General features: G+C 45.4%; 19 protein-coding genes. 14 read left to right on the forward strand and 5 right to left on the reverse strand.

Features of this window, described 5'->3' with window-relative positions; all coding sequences use genetic code 11:
* Positions 1 to 17 precede the first annotated feature (17 nt).
* The 5 genes from BM283_RS03660 (at position 18) to BM283_RS03680 (ending at position 3142) form a co-directional block, all read left to right on the forward strand.
* Positions 18 to 638, forward strand: a complete 621-nt coding sequence (locus BM283_RS03660) for an MlaC/ttg2D family ABC transporter substrate-binding protein (protein WP_090689709.1) — start codon at positions 18 to 20, stop codon at positions 636 to 638.
* Positions 639 to 706: 68 nt separating this feature from the next.
* Positions 707 to 973, forward strand: coding sequence for an STAS domain-containing protein (locus BM283_RS03665; protein WP_254776137.1), 267 nt, complete (start codon positions 707 to 709; stop codon positions 971 to 973).
* 55 nt (positions 974 to 1028) lie between these two features.
* Positions 1029 to 1943, forward strand: coding sequence for an ABC transporter ATP-binding protein (locus BM283_RS03670; protein WP_090689714.1), 915 nt, complete (start codon positions 1029 to 1031; stop codon positions 1941 to 1943).
* On the forward strand, positions 1940 to 2695 hold the full coding sequence (locus BM283_RS03675) for an ABC transporter permease (protein ID WP_090689718.1): 756 nt from the start codon (positions 1940 to 1942) through the stop codon (positions 2693 to 2695). Before BM283_RS03670 ends, BM283_RS03675 begins: the two co-directional genes overlap by 4 nt.
* 186 nt (positions 2696 to 2881) lie before the next feature.
* Positions 2882 to 3142 carry a BolA family protein gene (locus tag BM283_RS03680; protein WP_046850667.1) on the forward strand — a complete coding sequence of 87 codons (261 nt, stop codon included), beginning with the start codon at positions 2882 to 2884 and terminating at the stop codon, positions 3140 to 3142.
* A gap of 292 nt (positions 3143 to 3434) precedes the next feature.
* Here the strand turns inward: BM283_RS03680 and BM283_RS03685 are convergent, their stop codons facing one another.
* Positions 3435 to 4472: a phosphoglycerate mutase gene (locus BM283_RS03685; protein WP_090689721.1), complete on the reverse strand. Its 1038-nt coding sequence runs from the start codon at positions 4470 to 4472 to the stop codon at positions 3435 to 3437.
* 751 nt (positions 4473 to 5223) lie between these two features.
* Here BM283_RS03685 and BM283_RS03690 point away from each other — a divergent pair.
* From BM283_RS03690 to BM283_RS03700, 3 genes are read left to right on the forward strand one after another with little or no spacing between them, the layout of a single operon-like run.
* Positions 5224 to 6507, forward strand: a complete 1284-nt coding sequence (locus BM283_RS03690; RefSeq protein ID WP_090689724.1) for a TolC family protein — start codon at positions 5224 to 5226, stop codon at positions 6505 to 6507.
* Complete coding sequence (locus tag BM283_RS03695) at positions 6504 to 7673, forward strand: efflux RND transporter periplasmic adaptor subunit (RefSeq protein ID WP_090689727.1); 1170 nt, start codon at positions 6504 to 6506, stop codon at positions 7671 to 7673. The genes BM283_RS03690 and BM283_RS03695 overlap by 4 nt, the downstream gene beginning before the upstream one ends.
* 3 nt (positions 7674 to 7676) lie before the next feature.
* On the forward strand, positions 7677 to 10847 hold the full coding sequence (locus BM283_RS03700; protein WP_090689731.1) for an efflux RND transporter permease subunit: 3171 nt from the start codon (positions 7677 to 7679) through the stop codon (positions 10845 to 10847).
* 147 nt (positions 10848 to 10994) lie between these two features.
* On the opposite strand, the gene BM283_RS03705 is transcribed toward BM283_RS03700, so the two are convergent.
* Positions 10995 to 12254, reverse strand: a complete 1260-nt coding sequence (locus BM283_RS03705; RefSeq protein ID WP_090689735.1) for a putative Na+/H+ antiporter — start codon at positions 12252 to 12254, stop codon at positions 10995 to 10997.
* A gap of 749 nt (positions 12255 to 13003) precedes the next feature.
* On the opposite strand from BM283_RS03705, the gene BM283_RS03710 reads away from it, so the two are divergent.
* Positions 13004 to 13870 (forward strand): universal stress protein, encoded by an 867-nt coding sequence (locus BM283_RS03710; protein WP_090689738.1) that lies wholly within the window; start codon positions 13004 to 13006, stop codon positions 13868 to 13870.
* A gap of 563 nt (positions 13871 to 14433) precedes the next feature.
* Here BM283_RS03710 and BM283_RS03715 read toward each other — a convergent pair.
* The gene (locus tag BM283_RS03715) at positions 14434 to 15342 is read right to left on the reverse strand and encodes a TIGR01777 family oxidoreductase (RefSeq protein ID WP_090689741.1); all 909 of its coding nucleotides are present in this window, start codon (positions 15340 to 15342) and stop codon (positions 14434 to 14436) included.
* A gap of 184 nt (positions 15343 to 15526) precedes the next feature.
* On the opposite strand from BM283_RS03715, the gene BM283_RS03720 reads away from it, so the two are divergent.
* Positions 15527 to 16249 carry a DUF2459 domain-containing protein gene (locus BM283_RS03720; RefSeq protein ID WP_139225184.1) on the forward strand — a complete coding sequence of 241 codons (723 nt, stop codon included), beginning with the start codon at positions 15527 to 15529 and terminating at the stop codon, positions 16247 to 16249.
* A gap of 367 nt (positions 16250 to 16616) precedes the next feature.
* On the opposite strand, the gene BM283_RS03725 is transcribed toward BM283_RS03720, so the two are convergent.
* Positions 16617 to 19469 carry an aconitate hydratase gene (locus BM283_RS03725; RefSeq protein WP_090689748.1) on the reverse strand — a complete coding sequence of 951 codons (2853 nt, stop codon included), beginning with the start codon at positions 19467 to 19469 and terminating at the stop codon, positions 16617 to 16619.
* 105 nt (positions 19470 to 19574) lie between these two features.
* Between BM283_RS03725 and BM283_RS03730 the strand changes: the two genes are divergently transcribed.
* Positions 19575 to 20480 (forward strand): D-hexose-6-phosphate mutarotase, encoded by a 906-nt coding sequence (locus tag BM283_RS03730; RefSeq protein ID WP_090689752.1) that lies wholly within the window; start codon positions 19575 to 19577, stop codon positions 20478 to 20480.
* Positions 20481 to 20746: 266 nt separating this feature from the next.
* Positions 20747 to 21160 carry a nucleoside diphosphate kinase regulator gene (gene rnk, locus BM283_RS03735; protein WP_046850653.1) on the forward strand — a complete coding sequence of 138 codons (414 nt, stop codon included), beginning with the start codon at positions 20747 to 20749 and terminating at the stop codon, positions 21158 to 21160.
* Here the strand turns inward: rnk and ampD are convergent.
* On the reverse strand, positions 21120 to 21692 hold the full coding sequence (gene ampD, locus BM283_RS03740) for a 1,6-anhydro-N-acetylmuramyl-L-alanine amidase AmpD (protein ID WP_090689755.1): 573 nt from the start codon (positions 21690 to 21692) through the stop codon (positions 21120 to 21122). The two genes, rnk and ampD, sit on opposite strands and share 41 nt — an antisense overlap.
* Positions 21693 to 21803: 111 nt before the next feature.
* Between ampD and tmk the strand changes: the two genes are divergently transcribed.
* Positions 21804 to 22430 (forward strand): dTMP kinase, encoded by a 627-nt coding sequence (tmk, locus tag BM283_RS03745; RefSeq protein ID WP_090689758.1) that lies wholly within the window; start codon positions 21804 to 21806, stop codon positions 22428 to 22430.
* Complete coding sequence (gene holB / locus BM283_RS03750; RefSeq protein WP_090689767.1) at positions 22423 to 23481, forward strand: DNA polymerase III subunit delta'; 1059 nt, start codon at positions 22423 to 22425, stop codon at positions 23479 to 23481. Before tmk ends, holB begins: the two co-directional genes overlap by 8 nt.
* Positions 23482 to 23483 lie beyond the last annotated feature (2 nt).

Here is a 23483-nt window from a genome sequence, read left to right on the forward strand (position 1 = left end):
ATTCTGATAAGGTAAACATGAAAGCACTTTTTCAAAAAATTATTATTCTGGTAACTTGTTTTTTATTGATTGTTCCAGTATCAGCCAAAGAGATACCTCCCGATCAGCTAGTGAGAAATACGGTGGATGAAGTTATCACTATTCTTAAGCAGGATGATGGGATTAAAAAGGGTCAGAAAGATCGTGTGCTGGATTTAATTGAAACCAAGATACTTCCTCATTTCAATTTCACCCGTATGACTCAACTCGCAATGGGAAAAAACTGGTCTAAGGTTGAGGCTCAGCAACGAAAAGAGCTGGTCAGTGAATTTCAGACTTTACTTGTGAGAACTTACTCCAACGCATTAACGAATTACCGTGATGAAGTGATCGAAGTGACGCCATTGGCATCTCAACCTAATACCAAAACGACAACTGTCAAAACACGTGTCATCCAAGGCCGTGGCAGAGAACCCGTTCCAATCGATTACAGCATGGAAAAAACGAGCAATGGTTGGAAGGTGTATGATGTGACCGTTGCTGGAGTCAGCCTGGTAACAAATTATCGGAGCACTTTTAATAGCGAGATTAAAAAAGCAGGGGTAGAGGGTCTGATTACTTCACTTACCAAGAAGAATAAATCATTAGAAGGACAATAAGCGATTGCATTATCTTAGATCATTCTTTTAAAGCAATGGTAATTCAGCGTGAAGGTAGAAGAATTTACGTGCGTGGCCCGGTCATTTTCGATAATGTAGCCGAAATGACCCGACAGGGAATCGCTCTTCTTAATGAAGATGGCCTGATAGTTGATCTGGCAGAAGTGATTGAACTTGATTCATCCGCGATCAGTATGTTATTCGAATGGTTGCGTGTCGCTCATACCAGGAATCAGCAGCTCTATTATGTCAATTTACCTGCGAATTTAGGCAGTCTTATGCAGTTATACGGCGTGACTGACTTTGTTCCGTTTGATAATACTATTACGCAATAAACTGCTCTTCCTCTATTCCATCTGATTGTCGTTTTTTTTCAAAGCTCGTTCTGCCATGGTTGCAGCAATTGAAATCCACCAGCTTTATAAGCGTTATGGCGCTTTTTCTGCTCTGGAAAATATTAATCTTTCAATCTATCCGGGTGAATTCTTTGCTTTGCTGGGCCCTAATGGTGCGGGAAAAACCACGCTCATCAGTATTCTTGCAGGGTTGACGTTGGCAACGAGCGGTCACGCTAAAATTATGGGGCATGACGTTGTTTCTGATTACGTTAATTCACGCAGAAATCTTGGGGTAGTGCCCCAGGAATTGGTGTTTGATCCATTTTTTACTGTCAGAGAAGCGCTCATCATCCAATCTGGCTATTACGGCATTAGAAAGAATGAGACTTGGATCGATGAGATCTTGCATCGTCTGGATCTTACTGCTAAAGCCGATACCAATATGCGAGCGCTCTCGGGCGGAATGAAACGGCGCGTATTGGTAGCCCAGGCGTTAGTACACAAACCGCCTGTCATCATTCTGGATGAACCCACTGCCGGTGTCGATGTAGAGCTCAGGCAGGCACTATGGTTTTTTATTAATCAGTTAAACCGAGAGGGACATACGATTGTCCTGACTACCCATTATCTGGAAGAAGCAGAAGCATTATGTCATCGTGTTGCGATGCTCAAGCAGGGTAAAATTGTTGCATTGGATAGTATCCGGAATCTTATTAATGGGATTCAGGGATGCTCAATCCAACTTCGGCTTTCTTCCGAGACACTGCCGCCTATTTTGCAAGAATGGCCTGGTAGCCGTCATGAGGGGTTGCATATCTTCAAAATAAAAGATTATTTCCAGGTTGAAACCTTACTTGCCATATTGCGTTCGGAGCATATCCAAGTACTAGAAATGCAATTACAGCAGCCAGATCTGGAAGAAGTATTTATAAAAATCATGGGAGCCGAATCTTCGGATGTATCATGATTGGTTTTTACACATTATTTTATAAAGAGTTATTGAGATTCTGGAAAGTAAGCTTCCAGACGATATTGGCACCGATTTTATCGAGCTTACTTTATCTGCTGGTTTTTTCCCATGTACTGGAAACCCGTGTACAGGTATATCCGGGAATTTCTTATACGTCGTTCCTGATTCCAGGTTTAGTGATCATGGCTGTCTTGCAAAACACTTTTGCAAACTCATCTTCCAGCCTGATTCAATCCAAAATATCCGGTAATCTTGTATTTATTTTGTTATCGCCTTTATCTTATCTGGAGATTTTCCTGGCCTACATCGGAGCAGCAGTAGTGCGTGGCTTATTAGTAGGTTTAGGGGTTTATGGGGTAACGATGCTATTATATGACGTGCCACTACGGCTGCCTTTATGGGCTTTATTGTTCGCAATTGCAGGCAGTATGCTATTAGGTGCATTGGGCATTATTGCAGGTATTTGGTCAGAAAAATTTGATCAACTTGCTGCTTTTCAGAATTTTATTATTCTGCCATTGACATTTTTGTCAGGTGTATTTTATTCGATCCATTCACTTCCCTCCGGATGGCAATATTTATCACATTTGAACCCTTTTTTTTATATCGTTGACGGGCTTCGCTATGGTTTCCTGGGAACATCCGATATTTCTCCCTATTTTAGTTTAGGAGTTGTGATATCGTGTTTAATTGTGATTTCCTGGCTAACAGTATGGATGTTAAAGAGCGGTTATAAAATTCGCCATTAAACGTGTATAGAGTAATTTATTCATCCCATTTCCACATCAAACCTGGCGCGAAAATAAGCCGTAGATAGTATTAATAATACGACGCGGAAAAGCGATAAAGCAGTCTGGGTTTTGAAATAGAATAAGCGTTTTCCTGGTTTATTCTCAGTACAGCAACATGAAAATTATTTATCTAAAGGATCGAAAATGATTACCTCAGATTATATTAAACAATGTATTGAAACATCTTTACCATGTGAATGGATTCAGGTAGAAGGAGAAGATGGGCGTCATTTTAGCGCTGTCATCGTTAGTGAACAATTCAAAGGAAAAAGTATGGTTCAGCAACATCAACTGGTTTACCGGGCCTTACGCGATAAAATGAAGGAAGAGATCCATGCGTTATCCATGAAAACACTTACGCCTGAACAGTGGGAAGAATATAAACAAGCTGAGCAGCAGGCTTAGAGGTTGTAGAGTGGTCATAAAGGAGAAAACTATTCTCTGGTATATAGTAGGAAAAGGCGTGCCGCTATAGTCGCTACCATAGCAGTATATTTTTTAGTTCCATTTCTGAACTAAACCTGACTTTGTCGGCTTCGCCTTGCCGTATGATTGATACTGTCTGCGGTTCACCTGCGTGTCATGCTTGATTTGGAAATGGAGTGACCTATCAGTGATAGGTTGCGCCAACCTCTCTTGTTCTCACCTTGTCTTGTTGAAAACTCTGAATTTTTAGAGCGCCCTTATTTTATCTTGATCAGTTCTGCCCATAACTTGATAAGGATTTAGCTCTTGCCCAGAACTTCCATAAATTATTGGGTGTCATTATAAAGTTTTTTATGCCACTTTCATTTAAAACGGTAATCGTCAGTTGAGAAATTATTCGTTTTTTCATTGCTTCGAGCAAGGGTATAAACCAGTTATTTTCTAGCGTACTTAAATATTCGCGCCATTCATATATATTCCTATATTGCGTTTTCCCCCATAGAGAATCAAGTACGATTAAATGGTTACCTGGTATGGCCTGGTGCTGCCACGCTTTTGCATCAGGAGGAAGTGGATGACGGTTTACGCCGCTTGCAACTGCCAGGGCATGAGTAAAAGGATGATCACACCATATTTGGTTAAAAGTTGAGTGTATATTCTGTGGCATCATTCCTCCTCCCCAGAACCAGATGCTATTGATCGCCAATTCGCCATGCTCTTCTCTTTCCTGGTTAAGCGGATGCTGATGTAGCAGCATTTGTATTTCATTAAAAATGTTGTGCCATGCTGAACTCTCTTCTCCAAGCGGGAGCAAATTATTGATATTTTTACCAATCATTTCGCTGAGCAATCGGGTTTGCAAGGAAGGGATTTTGGGAATACGCACATACCAGCGATCAGCGTGGAGTGGTAAAAATAAGATACCATTTTTGCTGTAATACTGGTTGAGCATATCGGTAAATTGTATCGATTCCTTTAAGGAAATTGAGAAAACCTGGCTGTCAGCTAACAGCATATGATTGTGCTGAATCCGCAGATGAACTGGATCAGCGCGCAACCAATACCCATTCTGATCAAATCCTTTCTCTGCCCCATCAAGTTGTAACATGATGGGTGCAACTGGCCAATCTTGCTGTTTCGACACACCGAACGACCGGCATAGCCATTCTTCTATTCCTTGAGGCTGACTCTCGGTATAGCGGCTTTTAGCCAGGATGACTTCTAAAGCAGACAAAGACAAGTCGCTATAAACTTCAGGCCTTCCAGCTTCAGGCCAAAATAATCCTGGAATGAGAAGATGTATATGCATAAATTAAAGAAAGGTCAAAGAGGTAGGTAAAAATTATTATGAATAGAAATATCAGGAAGAGGGTGAAGCCGTGATAAAACTTCCATATGGGTAGCTTGGTGGCAGATTATTCTGAGTAAATAATTATAATCCAGGTTCAATTCTAATACCTCATAGCAAGCAGGAAGCTCCATTTTTTCTCGGAATCAACTTGTTACTTTTCGAAACAAAAGCAGGTTGAAAATAGGATGTTTAAAGCATTCCATCAATCCTAAATTATTTATGATGGCGCATTATATTTTTTTACAGCTTGTTCAGGCTGTATTCATTTTTTAAATTTATAATTGTACTTTTAGCTAGATGTGATTCTGATATCACAATTGGTAGTAATTTTATTTTTATTATGTCAAACAGATAAAGTGCTCATTACTAATTCCATTTTCAAATCAAACATGACACCAAGGAGAACCGCAGACAGTATCAATCATACGACAAGGTGAAGCCGACAAAGTCAGTTTTGATTTAGAAATGGAAAAAGCGATAGCAATTAGTTTATCGCGACAAATAGGGCATAAATAATTATTTGGCTTAATAATACCTAGTAAAATTCAGGAATCTTCTACCCCACTTTTAATTTTTTGTCGAAAAAACTCTATTTTTCCAGCCATCACAGTGATAGCCTCTATAGCTTTTACATTGCAACACATCATCATTTTGTTTAAATCTGCCTTAACTTCCCTAAGATCCAAATTAAAAGTTGATTAGAAACTATATGCGGAAATTTATTATCTTACTCAGCTTGTTTTTTTTATTAAGCCCTATTGTATGGGCTCAAGAGCCAGGCAAAGTATGGACTCAAGAGTCAGCTAAAAAGTTTTCCATCGAGGAAATCCAGCGTTTGGGATTGGAAGCAAATGGTTTAGTCCTGGCTGCACGTTCGCAAGTGAATATTGCTAACGCGGGCGTAGTCGCTGCATCCGCCTACCCGAATCCAGAGGTGATGGTAATGGCGGGTCCGGTCGATAGGCGAATCCCGGAATCCCTAACCGGACCAATGTCAGACCAACGCACAGTTACAGTTAACCAGCCGATTGAAAATCCTTTTATGCGCAGCGCACGCATTGGTGCGGCAGAGGCTGGAGTTGAGGCCGGACGTGCCAGCCTGGATCAGGTACGAGCTGATTTGGCTGCACAATTACGCGTGCGGGCTTATGAGTTATTACTGCGTCAAGAACAAGCTGCATTGGAACAAAGTATTTTTGATCTGCTTAAGGAAGTTCACAGGCGTATCAAATTAAATGTAGAGAGAGGAGAAGCGGCCCGTTTTGAGCTTATTCGGGCAGAGACCGAGCTTAAGAGTGTAGAGAACCGTAAAGAGGCAGCGCGACTGAATGCCGAGCGGGCACGGGTTGCTTTATTGCAGTTTTCAGCAGGTGCGTTACCGGCTAATTTTGAAGTCAAAGCCTCTTTGAAAGACGCAGTAGCATTGCCTCCATTAGATATGTTACGAAAGGAAGTTCCAGAAGCGAATCCAGAGATAGTGCGTTTGCAAGCCGAGCAAGAACGCGCTAAGTTGCGTATTGATCAGGAACGTGCTTCCGTGCTTCCTTCTGTAAACGTTCTATACTCTAATTATCAAGATACCCAATTTAACTCTAACACCGCTGGTTTAAGCGTGAGAGTTCCCATTTTTTATCGCCGCCGTGGCGAAATTGATAGTGCAATCTTTGATTCTGCGCGCGTCCGGGAAACCCTGGATTATCGCCGTTACGAGGTGGGCCAGCTATTTGAATCTGCATGGCAGGCTTTGCAGATTGCCCAGCGAAGAGTTGAAATGTTTGAGAGCGGGTTAATCAAGGAAGCCGAGAATGCAGTAGAAGTTGCCCAGGCTGCCTATCGTTTTGGTGAGCGTGGTTTGATCGAGGTGCTAGATACTCAACGTGTCCTTCGTGGCATCCTGGGTGATGCTTTACAAGCGCGTTTTGATCTGCAAGCAGCCGCGGCCGAAATTGACCGGCTACGTGCACATTACCCCAAGGAGTTGATTCCAGAATGAAAATTACGTTACCTATAGTGGGCTTCGTTTTATTTGCACTACTGGCAGGGTGCAATCAGAATCAGTCTCCTCAATCTTCTCAAAATGAGGAAGTTACACAACAGGAATCAGAAGCTGAAAGGGATATTAATAGTATTACTATCCGACCTGAATTGGCAAACAGACTGAAAATTGGCCAACCTATGCTGGTTGATCTGGCTGATAGGATACAAGTTCCCAGCCGAGTTCAGGTGGATGAGGAAAGGACAGCGAAAATTGGCTCTTACGTAACAGGGCGTATCATCAATTTGTTTGTCGTATTGGGGGATTACGTTAAAGCAGGTGATCGATTGGCACGTATTACCAGCCCAGAGTTAACGCAATCACAACTGGCCTATTTACGTGCTCAATCGCGCGTCGTCGTGACTCAGAAAGCGGCTGAGCGTGCAAAGTATCTTTTGGTCGCTGATGTCATACCCCTTGCGGAAGTTGAACGTCGGCAGTCCGAGCTGGAAATTGCCCAGGCTGAACTGAGTGCGGCAACAGATCAATTAAGGTTGTTTGGAATGAGTAGTACTGAATTAAAAGAACTCTCTAAAAAAGGAAAGATTCTACCGTGGCTTGATATCAAGTCAACCAGAGAAGGCTACATTATTGAGCGTAACGTCATTGTAGGCCAAGTGGTGCAACCTTCTGACCCACTATTTCAGGTTGCTGATCTTTCTTCCGTGTGGGTGGTTGGAGATGTGCCGGAGCAAATCGCCAGGGATGTTCGGCTCGGTCAGCATGTACAAATTGATGTTCCTGCCATAGGCAATAGTGGACGTGATGGGGTGATCATTTTTGTCTCGGATATCGTCAATCGCGTCACGCGCACTGTGATGACTCGGGTTTTAGTGGAGAATCGGGATCGTAAACTTAAGCCCGATATGCTGGCGAATATGCACATTACCGATCCGCAGCATAAAACATTGGTTGTTCCAGAGGCGGCGGTGGTACGTGAATTGAACCAGGATTATATTTTTCTCGCAAAAAGTGATGATCGTTTTGAGCGAATACCGGTTGAATTGGGGCCCGAAGTTGCTGATTTCCGTCCGGTGCTGAGTGGACTCACAGAGGGGCAGCGTATTGTAATAGAAGGCGCTTATCATTTAGACAGCGAGCGTAAGCTTGCTGAGTTGGAGTAATGTGTGATGGCAGCAATTGTACGTGCCATGTTAAACCAGCGCCTGCTGGTTTTAGTGATCGGGTTAGCGCTATGTGTTGCTGGCGGGTTTGCTGCTAAAAACCTTTCTGTGGATGCATTTCCTGACGTGACCAATATTCAGGTGCAAGTGGCGACTGTTGCAATAGGCCGCAGCCCGGAGGAAATGGAGCGATTAGTCACTGTGCCGGTTGAAATTGCCATGACGGGCTTGCCGGGATTAGTCGAGATGCGCTCTCTGAATAAGAGTGGATTATCACTCATCACATTGGTTTTCACGGATGAAACCGATGTGTTTTTTGCGCGCCAGCTCGTGATGGAACGGATTATTGATGTGACGCCACGGTTGATCCGTGGCATTACACCGGTACTTGGGCCCGTTTCCACTGGTCTGGGTGAAGTTTATCAATATACGATAGAGCATCCGAATGATGGTAAGCGGGCATTGACTGAAGAGGAGCTGACTGAGCGGCGTACCATACAGGATTGGGTGGTGCGTCCAATGTTGCGCTCTATCCGGGGTGTGGCAGAAATCAATTCCATTGGCGGACATGTCAAGGAATACCAGGTATACGTCGACCCTAACAAGTTGCGGCATTATGATTTAACCCTAACCACAGTTGATCGCGCACTGGCCAGTAACAATGCCAATGCCAGCGGAAATATATTAGCAATGCACTATGAGCAATACCTGATTCGCGGAGTGGGTTTAATTACTACGCTGGATGATATCCGCAATATCATCCTTAAGGAAGTGGGTGGGGTGCCGATCTATGTGCGTGACGTGGCGGAAGTAAGATTTGGTGGTGAAGTTCGCCAGGGCGCGAGCATCAAAAATGGCTACACTGAATCGGTGACGGGTATTGTTATGATGCTGCGCGGGGGCAATGCCAAGGAGATTGTGGGGCGGATTAAGGAAAAAGTCGCTGAAATTAATGAGCGTGGCTTGCTGCCAGATGGTCTGCAGATCGTGCCGTTTTATGATCGAACGGATTTGGTGGATGGTGCCTTAGCAACTGTTCAGAGTACCTTAGCCGAATCGCTGATTCTCGTCATTGTAGTGTTATCCATCTTTCTTGGAACCGTTCGAACCAGTGTCGTCGTATGCTTCACACTGATCATTACTCCGCTCGTCACCTTTATAGTGATGAATTACTACGGTCTGCCTGCTAATTTGATGTCTTTAGGTGGGTTGACGATTGCTTTAGGGATGATGGTAGATCCCACTGTGGTAGTGGTTGAAAATATCTACCAGCGTCTTGGTCAAGCAAAGGGGACGGATCAATCCAAATTCGAGATTATCGTTAAGGCAGTGGCTGAAGTCGGCACACCAGTCATTTTTGGCGTATTCGTGACCATTTTGGTGTTTATACCGCTCATGACACTGGAAGGCATGGAGGGAAAAACATTCAGTCCACTGGCGATCACGATTGCGCTCTCATTGCTGATTGCACTCTTTGTATCTGTGCTGTTGTCACCCGTGCTGAGTGACTATCTATTGACTGGTGGCAGCGAGCATGACACCAGAATTGTTGCCGCTCTTAAGCATGGCTACCTGCACATCTTTAATCTGGCAATGCGTAATCAGAAAAAGACCATGATTATTGCAATCAGCTCGTTGATGGTTGCCTTTGCATTGTTCCCGCTCTTGGGTAAATCGTTTATTCCAATCATGAAAGAAGGGGCAGTGACCCCCGTTATTATTCGGGCGCCTTCCATTTCTCTGGAAGAAGCCATCGAGCTGGAGACAGAAGCGATGCAGAAGATTGCCGCCATACCGGGGGTTAAGTCTGTGGTATCCAAGCTAGGGCGTGGGGACACACCGGCAGATCCGGCCTCACAGAATGAGTCAGACCCAATTGCGGATCTGGATCTGGCAGGATCCGGTCGCACCCAGGCAGAAATTGAAGAAGATATTCGTAAAGCGTTGGCAGATCTGCCAGGGGTCAATATCGTGCTCTCCCAGCCAATTGCACAGCGGGTGGACGAGATGGTAACCGGAGTCCGCTCCCAAGTCGCAATTAAAATTTTTGGTGATGATCTGGAAGAATTGCGCAAGCTATCTGAGCAAGTCGCACGCATTGTCAAGTCAACGCGCGGAGCGAGGGATATCCGCATTGAACGTTTATCAGGTCAGCAGGAATTGACTATTAATATTGATCGTCGCGCGATTGCCCGCCATGGCCTCAATGTGTCTGATGTTAACGAGCTGATTGCTACCGCCATTGGCGGTAAAGCAGTGACTCAGATTTTTGAAGGTGAGCGCCGCTTTACACTGCTTTTGAGGTTCCCGGAAGGATTTCGCCATGATGTGGAAGCGATCAAGGATCTTCTCTTGTTAAGGCCCGCCAGCACGGCTGCACCGGCTGGAGCGAAGAGTGGTGGCATGCTGATACCCCTCAGCGCAGTAGCAGATATTAAGGTGGTTGACGGTCCGGCAATTATTTCACGTGAATTTGCTAAACGCCGGGTGGTGGTGGGCGCTAATGTACATGAGCGCGACATGGGAGGTTTCGTCGCAGAGCTTCAGAAGCGTACTGCGAAAGAAATTAAATTACCTCCCGGCTATTATTTTGTCTGGGGTGGGCAGTTCGAGAATATGGAGCGAGCCATGGCAACACTTGGTGTGATTGTACCCGTTACCTTGGCGGCAATTTTCTTCTTGCTGTTCATGTTGTTTAACTCAGTCAAACTTGCCGGGCTCATTTATTTAGTTTTACCGTTTGCTTCAGTGGGAGGAATTGTTGGTCTCTTTGTGACGGGCGAGTACCTCTCTGTCCCAGCTTCAGTAGGCTTCATCGCAGTATGGGGTACATCCATATTGAATGGTGTCGTGCTCATTTCTTTTATTCGTGAATTGCGTGAGCAAGGACTGAGTGTAGAGGAAGCAGTGAGAAAAGCTTGTACGCAGCGCTTTCGTCCTGTCATGATGACCGCAGCCACAACCGTTCTGGGTTTAGCGCCATTTCTGGTGGCGACAGGTCTGGGTTCTGAAGTACAGAAACCGCTCGCTATTGTGGTGGTCTGTGGTTTGACAACAGCGACGCTGATGACGATGGTGGTCATGCCCATGCTGTATCGCTGGTTTGATGATAAGCCTGCATACGTTAACTCAACCTTAGCACCGGACCAAATCCATGATTACTCAAAATTTTAAGAATGTCTGATTACTTTCTCGGGAAAAGCCTAACATCCAAAATGTTGGAAACCAATGTAATGGAGGGATAAAGTATCACTCGTAGGATCTAAGTGTCGTCTGATTATGTGATCTTATTTTATGCCAGGTTCTACGAGTCACTGCTGATCACAGCACACGAAATGCGAGTACGGCTACCAAGGTAGGGGGTAGTGCAGCAATGAGGAGTCCCAGCGGGTGAATAGTTCCTTCCTCAAATTTTCCACGCAAAATAGCGATGCCAGCAGGATTCGGGGCATTAGCGATGACGGTCAAGCCGCCGCCTGTTACTGCACCGGCTACTAATGCTACTTTGAATTCCTGGCTTAAGCCATCGACTAATGACCCTAAGTAAGTGAGTGCAGCATTGTCTGTAATCGCGGTTAATGCTGTAGCGCCAAAGTATACGGCTGTATCATCCATCTTCATCAAGATGGGTTGCAGCCACCATTGTTGCTGACCACCGAGTACTACCAGTCCACCCAGGAAGAAGGCTACTAGTAATGCTTCACGTAAGATAAGCGGATTCTGGTGCCGTTGATAAGCCGTCGCAAATCCCAGGAAAAAGAGAAATGCTCCTATAAATACAGCAGGGTAGTGGGCAAATACGACGACTATTGTCAGAAACACCAAATGAACAAAAATTATAGATATCGGAACCGTGGATGCATTGGTGCTATCTTGTTGCCCCATATGTTTGAGTTCATGCCGGAATAACAGCATGGCTGAGCCTGCATTGATAACCACTGCCAGCGCGGCCTTCCAGCCGAAAGTGGAGATCATGAACCAAATATCCCAATTCCATTTGGCAGCTACCATTAATACTGGCGGAGCTGCAAAAGGTGTGAGTGTGCCGCCAATAGAGATATTTACGAATAATACACCGACTGTGACGTATTTTAGTTTAGTAGAGACTTCTTTACTGAACAGCGTGTCACGCAGCATCAGCGCCGCCAGCGTCATTGCGGCGGGTTCAGTGATAAATGAACCCATTAGTGGCACGAAAGCTAACACCAGGAAATACATGGCCATGCCCTGGTTTAATGGTAAATAGCGTGCAGTCCACCGCACGGCAAATGCAGTGAACTCAAGAATGGGGCGCGTACCTGCAATTACCATAATCACAAATACAAATAACGGTTCAGTAAAGTCGCGTGAGTTGAGATAGTCAGTAGCTTCCTGCTTGCCGCTTATGGCAAACATAAAAAGCATCAAAACCATTGCCCAGAAACCGAATACTACTTCGACTTCTCCCAGCAGATGCCAAATACCCGCATGACGCGGCTGGATATGGGCTAAATGCTCAAAATATTTTGTAGAAAAAGTATGAATCACTGCGAGTGCAAACAACACAGCGGCGATTAATTGAGTAGAAGTGGGATCACTCATGCGATAAATTGTGTAGGTATCAATTGATGAAACATGAAAATACAGTATTATGAGATAAATTCGAGAAATTTCACTCGCTATAACTTCTCAGGATTTGAAAAATGATCAAAACTGTCTGAGTTTTATCGGAGAAAAATAAGCTTCAGTAGTATTCGTTGAATTATATACTCAAACTTGAATGGTATTGCTGAAATAGAATTAATAGCTTATTTAATTCCATTTCTAAATCAAAACTGACTTTGTCGGCTTCACCTTGCCGTATTATTGATACTGTCTGCGGTTCGCCTTCGCGTTATTTTTGATTTGGAAATGGAATAAAATCAATTGGCTGGATTCAACATAACATAAGGATCACGACAACACGGCTGGAAGAGCTGGAGGGAGACTGATATTAAGTAAGGACTTCTTGTCGCGGGCATCGTCCCGCGACGCCGTTTCAGCGATAATTCCAACAAGCGCTGCTCTCATTACATCACAAACCCTTTGCAAAAGCCTGCAATTGTACAAAAAATTATTATTATCTTCTCGGAATCTGATTCCTCTAATTTCTAATGATGAAACTCTTTTCCAAAATCCTTTCATCACAAAGAATTTAGGTTCCTTTTACAGTTTCTTTTATGCCGAACTCACGCTACATTAAGAAACTTAAGTATGAAGAAAAAATTAACATAATTATAAACATTTGAGGCTTCATTACTTAAATTGGTTTTACTGGTTAAATATGATAGCTATTTTTAAGGAATTAATTTATGGAAGATAATTCTGTTGATCATAATCTACTGCTTGCTACCGACCTTAGCTGTCGATGCGACCGTGCATTGGACCGTGCGGCGCAACTAGCTAAAGCCTGGGAAGCTAGATTATTAGTGGTGCATGCAATTGATCCTGCTTATGCTGCTCGCTATGTGAAGGTTACGCAGGAGCTGCCTTCGTGGCGCCGTCCAGAGGATTACCGGACTATTGCATCACGTCGATTAAACAGGGATTTAGAGGCAGATAACATTGACGCTGAGATATACATGGCTGAAGGCGTGGCCCACAAAATCATACTTGAAGCTGCACGTAGAGAAAATAGCAATTTAGTGATCACTGGCGTAGGACGCGATGAACCTATCGCCCGTACTCAATTTGGAAGCACTCTAGATGAGCTGCTGCAAGAGTTATCGATTCCATTATTGATCGTGCGCCGTCGTGTTCGAGGGTCGTATCGGCATGTGGTAATAGCAACAGATTTCTCACCAGTTTCGCAACCTGCTCTTGAGATTGCGGTGCGCTGGTTCAGTGATGCACAACTAACGCTCTTCCACACATATGAGGGGGCTGGTTTGGGAGGAGACACAATGGTAAACGAGAAGCGGAAAGCTACTGCCAACAATCAGTGTGACAGCTTTCTTGCTCAAATGGCATTAGAACCCTCAGTTATAAATCGTCTTCATCGTGTGATTGAAAAAGGATACCCGGAAGTATTGCTGTGCGATTATGTACGTCATGAGGAGGTTGACCTTGTGGTGCTTGGTACACAAGGCCGCAAAGGATTGCTTAAAGCTATGATTGGAAGTACAGCTCAAAATCTATTGCATCTACTGGAGTGTGATACCATGGTGGTACGAGGTTAATAGTTTTCTATTGTAACGTGAGTTCGACATAAGAAAAATAATAAAAGGAATCGGAATTTCTTATGATGAATCGATTTATGGAATGTTCAGATTCCGATGGATACGATAGTAGTGATTTAATGTGCGATTGGCGATTTTTTGAAGGGTTTGAGATATAGTGGGGGCAGCGCTTGTTGGAGTTATTGCTAAAACGGCGTTACGGCGAGGGAAGCTACGACAAGAAATAATATCAAGTTCCCTCAAGCTCTTCCAGCCGTGGTGTAATGATTATTATATCGATCTCATGCTATTTAGCTTGTATTTACTGCATGCCGGTAAATTTTCAGACAGCACTCTTAGAAGTCACTTGTTTGTAAATCATCGTGGAGGGTCGCGGTGAAAGCATTGTTATGGGGTAGGTTATCCAAAATGTTTGCATCAAAAATAGAATGGATAAGACTGGTCGACTCACTGCCAAGGCTTGTGAGAGACCCACATTGCCATCTGGACACAGATGTCACATAAACCAGAAAACAGACTGTAGTGTTGTTATTTCAAGCGCGTCAATTTATCACAACCCAGCATCACCTTTTGCCAAATAAGTCTTCCAGCGCTGCCGATAAATCAGTAAATTTGAATCTAAAATTATATTCTTGCAGTAATCTGGTAGGAACGATGTGATAACTGTTCAGCGCAAGCGCAGCTGCTTCACCTAATGCCAGTTTTAGTACAAAAGCCGGTGTAGGAAAGAACGCTGGCCGGTGCAGCGTCTTGCCAAGTGCAGCTGCAAATTCGCCGTATCGAACCGGATTGGGTGAAACGGCGTTGATCGGACCATGATAGCGCGTATCTAGTACAGCGTTGCTGTATATCGAAACCAGATCATCAATATGAATCCATGGAAGCCATTGGTGCCCGTCACCGACCGGTCCACCTAATCCTATTTTGAATAAGGGCAGGAGTTTATCCAGCATGCCGCCATCACCCAATACTATACCCGTCCGGATGCTAATCCGACGTACCCCCTTGTTTTCGATTTTTGCAGCTTCTGCTTCCCAGTCTCGGCAGATGGTCTGCATAAAATCTGCTTGGGCAGGTACGTCATAGGATTCATTATAAACATCATCTCCTTCACCTGGGTAGATGCCGATAGCTGAAGCACAGACAAAGCATTCCAGACTGGCGGGGGCTGCGGCTACCAGCTTGCGGGCACTTACTATACGTGAATCATACATTTCGCGCTTGCGCTCTTTAGTCCAGCGGCCACTACCTATATTCTCGCCCATCAGATGGATGATGATCTGAATATTTTCTAATGCTTCAGCAGGTACCTCCTCTTTTGCATAGTTCCAGCTAAAGGCTGGTACACCCAGCTTCTGGCTTGCACGTGCCCCATTCCGGCTGAGTACCTTAATGGTATGATGGTCTTGTTTGAGGCGCTGTAGCAGGTGCCGGCCTACGAATCCTGTTGCGCCAGTAATGAGTATGTTCATTATATTTGGCAATTCCCAAGTTGATTAATGGCTCATTCAAGATACGTGTTCTTCGCATCTTCTCCGCATCAAATGGCAAGATACAAATCTAGCTAGAGAGTAAATGCAATGGAATTATTTAGAGTAGTTCCAATGATAGCGGACAATTATCTTATTTTTTAATCATTTTTTATTGTATTGAAATTTGACTCGTTATGCAGCGATGTTCCCTTTAGTAAGCGTAAGCGTTCTACTCACGGCCTGTGCCTTGCCTGTTGAAAATTTATGGCCACCCCCTCCCAATTCCGTTGCCCGAACTGTTTATGTATCGCTTGATACATGGCATGCAATGATTGCTTTCCCTCAAAGCGAGGAAATGACAGTGAATAGTGCACACCAAGTAGAACATCAATTTCCTCAATTGCCTTCTTCCCTAGGCCATCTCCTACCTTTCATTCGCAATCAGCGTTTCGAGGAATGGGGCTATGCCGAGCAAGCCTGGTATTTAGAAGGAAGGTGGGGTCTGACTGGGGTGATGCGAGCGCTTTTCTGGCCAACAGAAGGAGTGGTTGAAGTTGGCTGGTATGACCAAGTGTGGGCGAATCGTACACCTCAGCCTCCTTCTGATCTTTTCATATTTCGCCTGAGTGAAGAAGGTTACCAGCGGTTACGCCATCACCTCGATACTACGATAGCGGACCGTAACTCTGTTACTGCTTTTGGAACTTCTTTGTTTTATCCTGCAAAACATTCGTACCATGTTCTCCATACCTGTCATCAGTATGCAGCTTACGCCTTGAGAGAGGCGGGGTTGCCTTTCTCCTCATTCTGGGCTTTCAGCAGAACTTCCTTTGCTTGGCAGTTACACCGCGCTGTGCAGATCGCAGAGAAGCAGTCAACAGCCATACCTTATAGTGAGCCTCAATAAGATATTGGTTAAAATCACAAACTGAGTTATTTCCAATGCTACATACAAAATGGTAGGTTGCAAAAGTCTCAAACAGCGTAAGCAAGGATTTATTCCATTTCTAGATCAAACCTGGTCTTGCTGACTTCTTCTTGCCATATTATTTTTATATTATCTGTGGATCGCATTCGTGTCACGTTTGATTTGGAAATGGATTTAACTGCTTTATTAGGCGTTATATTGTGATACTTCATGGCAGCCAAGATGATCATTTATAGTGATATGGCTAGATGCTGGTAGCAATTAAATACCTTTAAGTCAGTTGTGGTACATAATCTTGTTAGCTCAGACAAGCTGGAGGATATCCTCCAGCGCGCATTAAAGTTTTCTAACTCACCAGTAACTTCCTGAGCACATAAGGCAAGATGCCGCCATGCCGGTAATAGTCGACTTCAATAGCGGTATCAATGCGGCAGAGCAACGGGATGCGGTGCTGACTGCCATTTCTGGAATGGATAACAAGCGTAACTTCTTGCTGGGGTTGAATGGTGTCGATGCCAACAATATCGAATTGTTCGTCACCTTTGATGCCAAGGGAGGAGGCAGTATGATTGCCCATGAATTGTAAAGGCAGCACCCCCATGCCGACCAGATTGCTCCGATGGATACGTTCATAGCTTTCCGCAATGACAGCTTTGACCCCCAACAGCTGCGTACCCTTAGCTGCCCAATCACGGCTTGATCCCGTGCCATACTCCTTACCGGCAAACACTACGGTAGGCACATTTTGAGCGATATATCGCATAGCAGCATCGTAGATGGGCATTTGTTCACCATCAGGAGTATTGCTGTCACGGAATAATGTTATCCCACCTTCACTGCCAGGAACCATCAGGTTTTTAATGCGCACATTGGCGAAAGTGCCGCGCATCATGACATGATGGTTACCGCGGCGAGAACCGTAACTATTGAAGTCTGTTTGAGTCACATCATGGGTGAGCAGATATTGACCTGCCGGTGAGGTTTCCTTGATAGCGCCGGCCGGGCTGATGTGATCAGTGGTAACGGAATCGCCAAAGATCGCTAATGCTCGCGCACCCATGATGCCTCCAGACTGGTTGTTAAGTGCTGGTTGCAGTGAAAAATCCTGAAAGAAAGGTGGCTCGGCGATATAGGTGGAGCCTGGCCAGTTATAAAGCTTGCCAGTGACCGAGGTAATATTATTCCAAAGGGGGATATCTTTGGTGAAATCACTATACAGTTGACGGAAAGTGTCGGCCTGGGTAGCGAATTTCATGAGAGAGGCGATTTCTGCACTGCTTGGCCAGATATCGCGCAGCCACACAGGCTGATTGTCCTCTCCTACACCTAGCGGTTCAGTATCGAGATCTTTCAATACCGTGCCGGCGATAGCATAAGCCACTACCAGAGGGGGTGAAGCCAGAAAATTCGCACGGATATTGGCATGAATCCTTGCCTCGAAATTTCGGTTGCCGGACAGGACTGCTGAGCATACGAGGTCTTCCTTGACGACGCATTCTTCAACAATCTCGGGCAGCGGCCCCGAGTTACCGATACAAGTGGTACAGCCGTAACCCGCCAGACTGAAGCCAAGCTGCTCCAGATAGGGCAATAAGCCGGCAGCGGTCAAATATTCTGTGACCACACGCGAACCGGGGGCAAGTGAAGTCTTGATATGGCGCTTGACACTCAGACCTTTCTCAACCGCTTTTTTTGCCAGTAGCCCAGCAGCGATCAGTACCGTAGGATTGGAGGTGTTGGTACAGGATGTGATCGCAGCGATCAGGACGTCGCCATGGTGCAGTTCCACAGGGTGATCTACCTTGCCGTTGATTTTGACAGGATTCTGAGTGGGGCGATTATTGACCAGTTCAGACACATTTCTCTCAGAGCCAGGCGGAAGAGTGATTTCATCCTGATTCATCGGACTAGTGACGCATACTACATTATTCGGGTAGGCTGCATCGCGGGTGGGATAGGGGCGAGTCAAATCTTCCGCTGGCTTACCATAACCGTTGTCAGCCATGGGTTTACTGAAAAGCTCAGTAAAAGTTGATTTAAGATTGCCAATTGCAATACGATCCTGCGGGCGTTTTGGTCCGGCGAGCGAAGGTATAATTGAATTCAAATCCAGTTGCAATTCCTGACTGTAGTCAATATCTCCTTTATTCGGCATGCCAAATAGCCCTTGTGCCTTGAAATAGGTTTCAAACGCATCGATTTCTTCATTTGTGCGGCCAGTATATCTAAAGTATTGAAGAGTGGCGTCATCAACTGGGAAAAAGCCCATCGTGGCACCATATTCGGGCGCCATGTTAGCGATAGTGGCACGATCAGGTAAGCTTAATGATGCGGTACCTTCACCAAAGAATTCTACAAATTTGCCGACTACTTTTGCTTTACGCAGCATTTCAGTGACGGCCAAAACCAGATCTGTTGCAGTGACGCCTTCACGTAGCTGGCCAATTAGATTGACACCGACGACATCCGGGGTGAGAAAGTAAACCGGTTGCCCTAACATGCCTGCTTCTGCTTCGATCCCGCCTACACCCCAGCCTACTACCCCGATACTATTAATCATGGTGGTGTGCGAGTCGGTACCGACCAGCGTATCTGGATAAACCAGGCCATTCTTCTGATGCACGCCGCGTGCCAGATATTCCAGGTTGACCTGATGCACGATACCAATGCCAGGCGGGACAACTTTGAAAGTATCAAACGCTTGCATCCCCCATTTAATAAACTGATAGCGTTCTTTATTGCGAGCAAACTCCATTTCCATGTTGCGTGCGAGCGCATTTTTATCGCCATAGTAATCGACCTGAACGGAGTGGTCGACTACCAGATCAACCGGTACCAGCGGTTCAATACGTTTGGGATCTTTCCCTAGCCTTTCTGCCGCGCTGCGCATGGCCGCCAGATCGACCAGAAGCGGCACACCCGTAAAATCCTGTAACACAATACGCGCAACTACAAACGGAATTTCCTGCGTACGAACGGTATTCGGCTGCCACCCAGCCAGCTGTCGAACATGCGTTTCAGTGACTTTTTTATCATCGTAATTACGCAGCACCGACTCCAGCACAATGCGGATAGAAACAGGAAGTCGCGATACCTTACCAAGACCGGCTTCTTCCAATGCTGATAAAGAGTAAAATTGAGCGGTTTTGCCATCAGGGAGTGGTAGCGATTGCAGTGAGTTGAATAAAGTGTGAGTCATGGCATATCCTTAAAAGTAAGCGGGATGATTTACTAATAGCAGTTTATGAAGTTGGGGTTTGAGTTTATCATTCCAAACTTATTGCGACAAAAAATAAGGTAAAAAATGGGTATTGCACAATTAAATAGAGATCATGGCATTGCTGGGCAGGTTGAATTTTTTGAAGGACAGGGTGGCTTTCCATTCATTCGAGTAAAAAACGCTAAGGCCAGTGCACTGATTTCAGTCTACGCCGGTCAGGTGCTTTCTTTTCAGCCGGCTGGTAAAACAGATGATTTGATGTTTCTCAGCCAGAAGGCTTATTATCAGGCAGGAAAAGCCATTAAAGGGGGCGTACCGATTTGCTGGCCTTGGTTTGGCCCTGATCCAGAAGGAAAAGACCGTGCGGCGCATGGTTTTGTGCGTAACCGCATGTGGGATGTGATTGAAACGAGTGTGACGGCTAATGGTGATACTCAAGTGGTATTAGGATTGACAGATACACCGGAGACGCAGACTATCTGGCCACATGCCTTTATTTTGAGGCTGGAAATGATAGTCGGAGAAACGCTTAATCTAGCACTAGTGACACGCAACACTGGAGATCAGGCCATCTCGATTACGCAAGCCTTCCACACCTATTTCAGTGTAGGTAATATTCATCAAGCCCGTGTTTCAGGATTGGAGGGCAGGCAGTACCTCGACAAGGCCGATGAGGGACAGCAAAAAATGCAATCAGGTGCTGTGACCATCAGCTCGGAAGTGGATCGCATTTACCTGGATGTCTTAGACGATATCATCGTGCATGATCCTGCTCTGAAGCGTCGGATTTATATCGCGTCTCAAGGCAGTCAAACGGCTGTAGTGTGGAACCCATGGGCCAGAATTTCGGCAGAGATGGCTGATTTGCAAGATGACGATTATCTGCGTATGTTGTGCGTGGAAACGACCAATGCCGCCACGGATATCATTACAATACAACCAGGCAGTGAATTTAGACTAATTGCCAATTATCGTATTGAGCATATGTGATAATAAGGTTTAGATAAAACCGGGGTTGGAAAAAACGCCGGTTAATCAATCAATCTGTTGTAGTCTCGATAGGGGCATGACGCATGATGTGCGTTTCCCCTGTCTGCTTGCTATTTCCTTTCAAATCAAATATAACACAAAGGTGAGCCCGGGCTGAATAAAGCGACAAGGGAAAGCCGACAAAGTTAGGTATGATTGAGAAACGGAATGAGATCTTCTTTCATAATGCGGATAAGCTGTATTAATCAAAAGCCAAGAGGGTAAAAATGAAAACCAGACCAAAAATTATTATTTCAACGCTTGATGCGGAGAGATTGGAGAGGCTTATTGATTCATTACCCAGCAATGCTTTCCCGGGTAAGGATGAACTAGAGGCTGAATTGATGCGAGCGGAAGTCGTTGATCCGATGGATGTGCCACCTACTGTGGTGACTATGAATTCTACAGTAAGGTTTAAAGTTGAATCTTCATCTGAAGAATTTGAATTAACACTGGTCTATCCTAGAGACATTGACGCCAGCGGCAGCAAGATTTCAATTCTTGCGCCAGTCGGCAGTGCGCTGCTGGGTCTTTCTCAAGGAGATGAAATCGAATGGCCAAAACCTGGCGGTGGCGTATTGCGCGTTCGTATCGTAGAAGTCACCTACCAACCTGAACGTGCTGGTGAATACCATCGCTAGAACATCCCTGGCGATAATGCCCCCAATCAAAATAAGGACCTGGGTCGGTTTTACGCATGGGGGCAATATCAGCATGCCCTGCAATATCGGTAATGGGGTAGGCCTTGAGCAAAGAGACCGTGAGCGTAATGAGCTGATCGTACTGAATAGGTTCAAAGGGTAGGGCATCACTTCCTTCCAGTTCAACCCCGATGGAGAAGTCATTACAGCGCTCCTTGCCTTGCCAGCAGGACACTCCCGCATGCCAGGCGCGCAGCCTGCACGGAACAAATTGGATGATTTCCCCATCACGGCGAATGAAAAAGTGGCTGGAGACCCGGAGATGATGCAATGATTCAAAATAAGGATGCGCTTGCGGATCAAGCTGGTTAGTAAATAACTCGATTACACCATTTCCGCCAAATTCATCCGGTGGCAGGCTGATGTTATGAATCACCAATAAACTGATAGCACATTCAGTCGGGCGTTCATCACAGTTCGGTGAAGGAATGAAACGCACGTTATCGAGATAACCGGCAGAATTGATTTGCATATGCTGTTTTATTCTGATGACAGAATTTAAGTTATTGAACAGATATAATAAGGCAAAGCAGATCGGGTTGGATTTTATTTATTGAATATTTAGAGATGAGCAGGCTACCTTATGCAGCGGGGGAAATTCATTACTTTAGAAGGCCTTGATGGCGCAGGCAAGAGCACTCATTTGGCCTGGCTGGAAAATTTTTTAGAAGATAAAGGAATCGATGTCGTAACAACACGTGAGCCAGGTGGCACCTTACTGGGTGAGCAATTGCGCACCTTGCTGCTCGATCCTGGTCAGCACATGCATGCGGAAACGGAAGCATTGCTGATGTTTGCAGCACGGCGGGAGCATCTGGATAAAGTCATTCTGCCCTCGCTCCATAGAGGGGAGTGGGTCATTTCGGATCGCTTCACCGATGCGAGTTTTGCTTATCAGGGAGGGGGCAGGGGAGTGCCATTCGATAAGTTACACATACTGGAACAGTGGGTACAGGGCGTGTTCCAGCCTGATCTTACATTATATTTCGATGTACCGGTAGAAATGGCTAGACAGCGTGTACAATCGGCCAAAATAACCGATCGGTTCGAGAGAGAACAGGATGAATTTTTTCTCCAGGTGCGCGCAACTTATCTACAGCGAGCGCAGCAATTTACCGAAAGAATCTGCTTGGTCGATGCAAGCCAACCGCTGCATGAGGTGACAATCGCCTTGGAAGCTATCATCCAGCAAGCATTGTTAAATGAATGAACTTTATCCCTGGCAATATACCATCTGGCAACAAGTGAGAGGCTCGGTGGCTTTGAAGACACATGCCTTGCTGCTGAAAGGCAGAAAGGGAATAGGCAAACTAGGCTTTGCACGAAGCCTTGCCAAATCATTATTGTGTGCGCAGATAACGGTGGAGCAGGTTGCCTGCGGCGTATGTGCAAGCTGCAAATGGTTTGAGCAGGAAACCCATCCAAATTTTTATTTAATGACACCAGAAGCACTTATTGAATCATCTGGCGAAGCGGGCTCCGCAAGCAGTGGCATAGACAGGCAAGAGGCAGACCACACCAAATCAGGGAAAAAGCCCAGCCAACAGATTACTATCGAGCAAGTGCGAGCGCTGAACGATTTCGTTTATCTTTCCGGTCATCAGGATGGGCTCAAGGTAATTCTGATTCATCCAGCAGAAGCCATGAATGTAGCGGCAGCCAATGCCTTATTGAAGAAACTTGAAGAACCTCCATCCCATATTCTTTTCATTCTGGTGGCGCATCGTGCGCAAGATCTGCTGCCAACCATTCGTAGTCGTTGCCAGCATATTACGCTGCCCCTACCTGATGCGGCCACTGCGCGCAAGTGGTTGACACAGCAGGGAGTAGAACATGCCGATATCTGTCTGGCTCTGTCAGGTGCTTCACCTTTGCAGGCTGCGGCATTCAGCCATCAAGATTATTTTAACCAGCATACAGATTTTATCCGGAAAATCAGCATGCCAGCCAGCTTTGACCCTATTTCTCTGGCCAACAGTCTGCATAAACTGGATTTACCCGAGATTGTCAGTTGGTTACAAAAGTGGTGCTATGACCTGATATGTGTTTGTACCACAGGAAAAATTCGCTACCATGTCCATCAAGAAACCACTATAAGAAAATTGGCCTCAACTGCAGATCCCAAGCTGCTTGCCAGCTTCTGGCGCAATTTGATCATGAGCCAGCAATTAGCGCGCCATCCTCTCAACGCCAAATTGTTTCTGGAAGAGATACTGCTTTGCTACGTTAAGGTAATGGCGCCGACGCGATACCAGGGTTGATT

The sequence above is a fragment of the Nitrosomonas sp. Nm34 genome (assembly GCF_900113925.1).
In the GTDB taxonomy this organism is placed as follows: domain Bacteria; phylum Pseudomonadota; class Gammaproteobacteria; order Burkholderiales; family Nitrosomonadaceae; genus Nitrosomonas.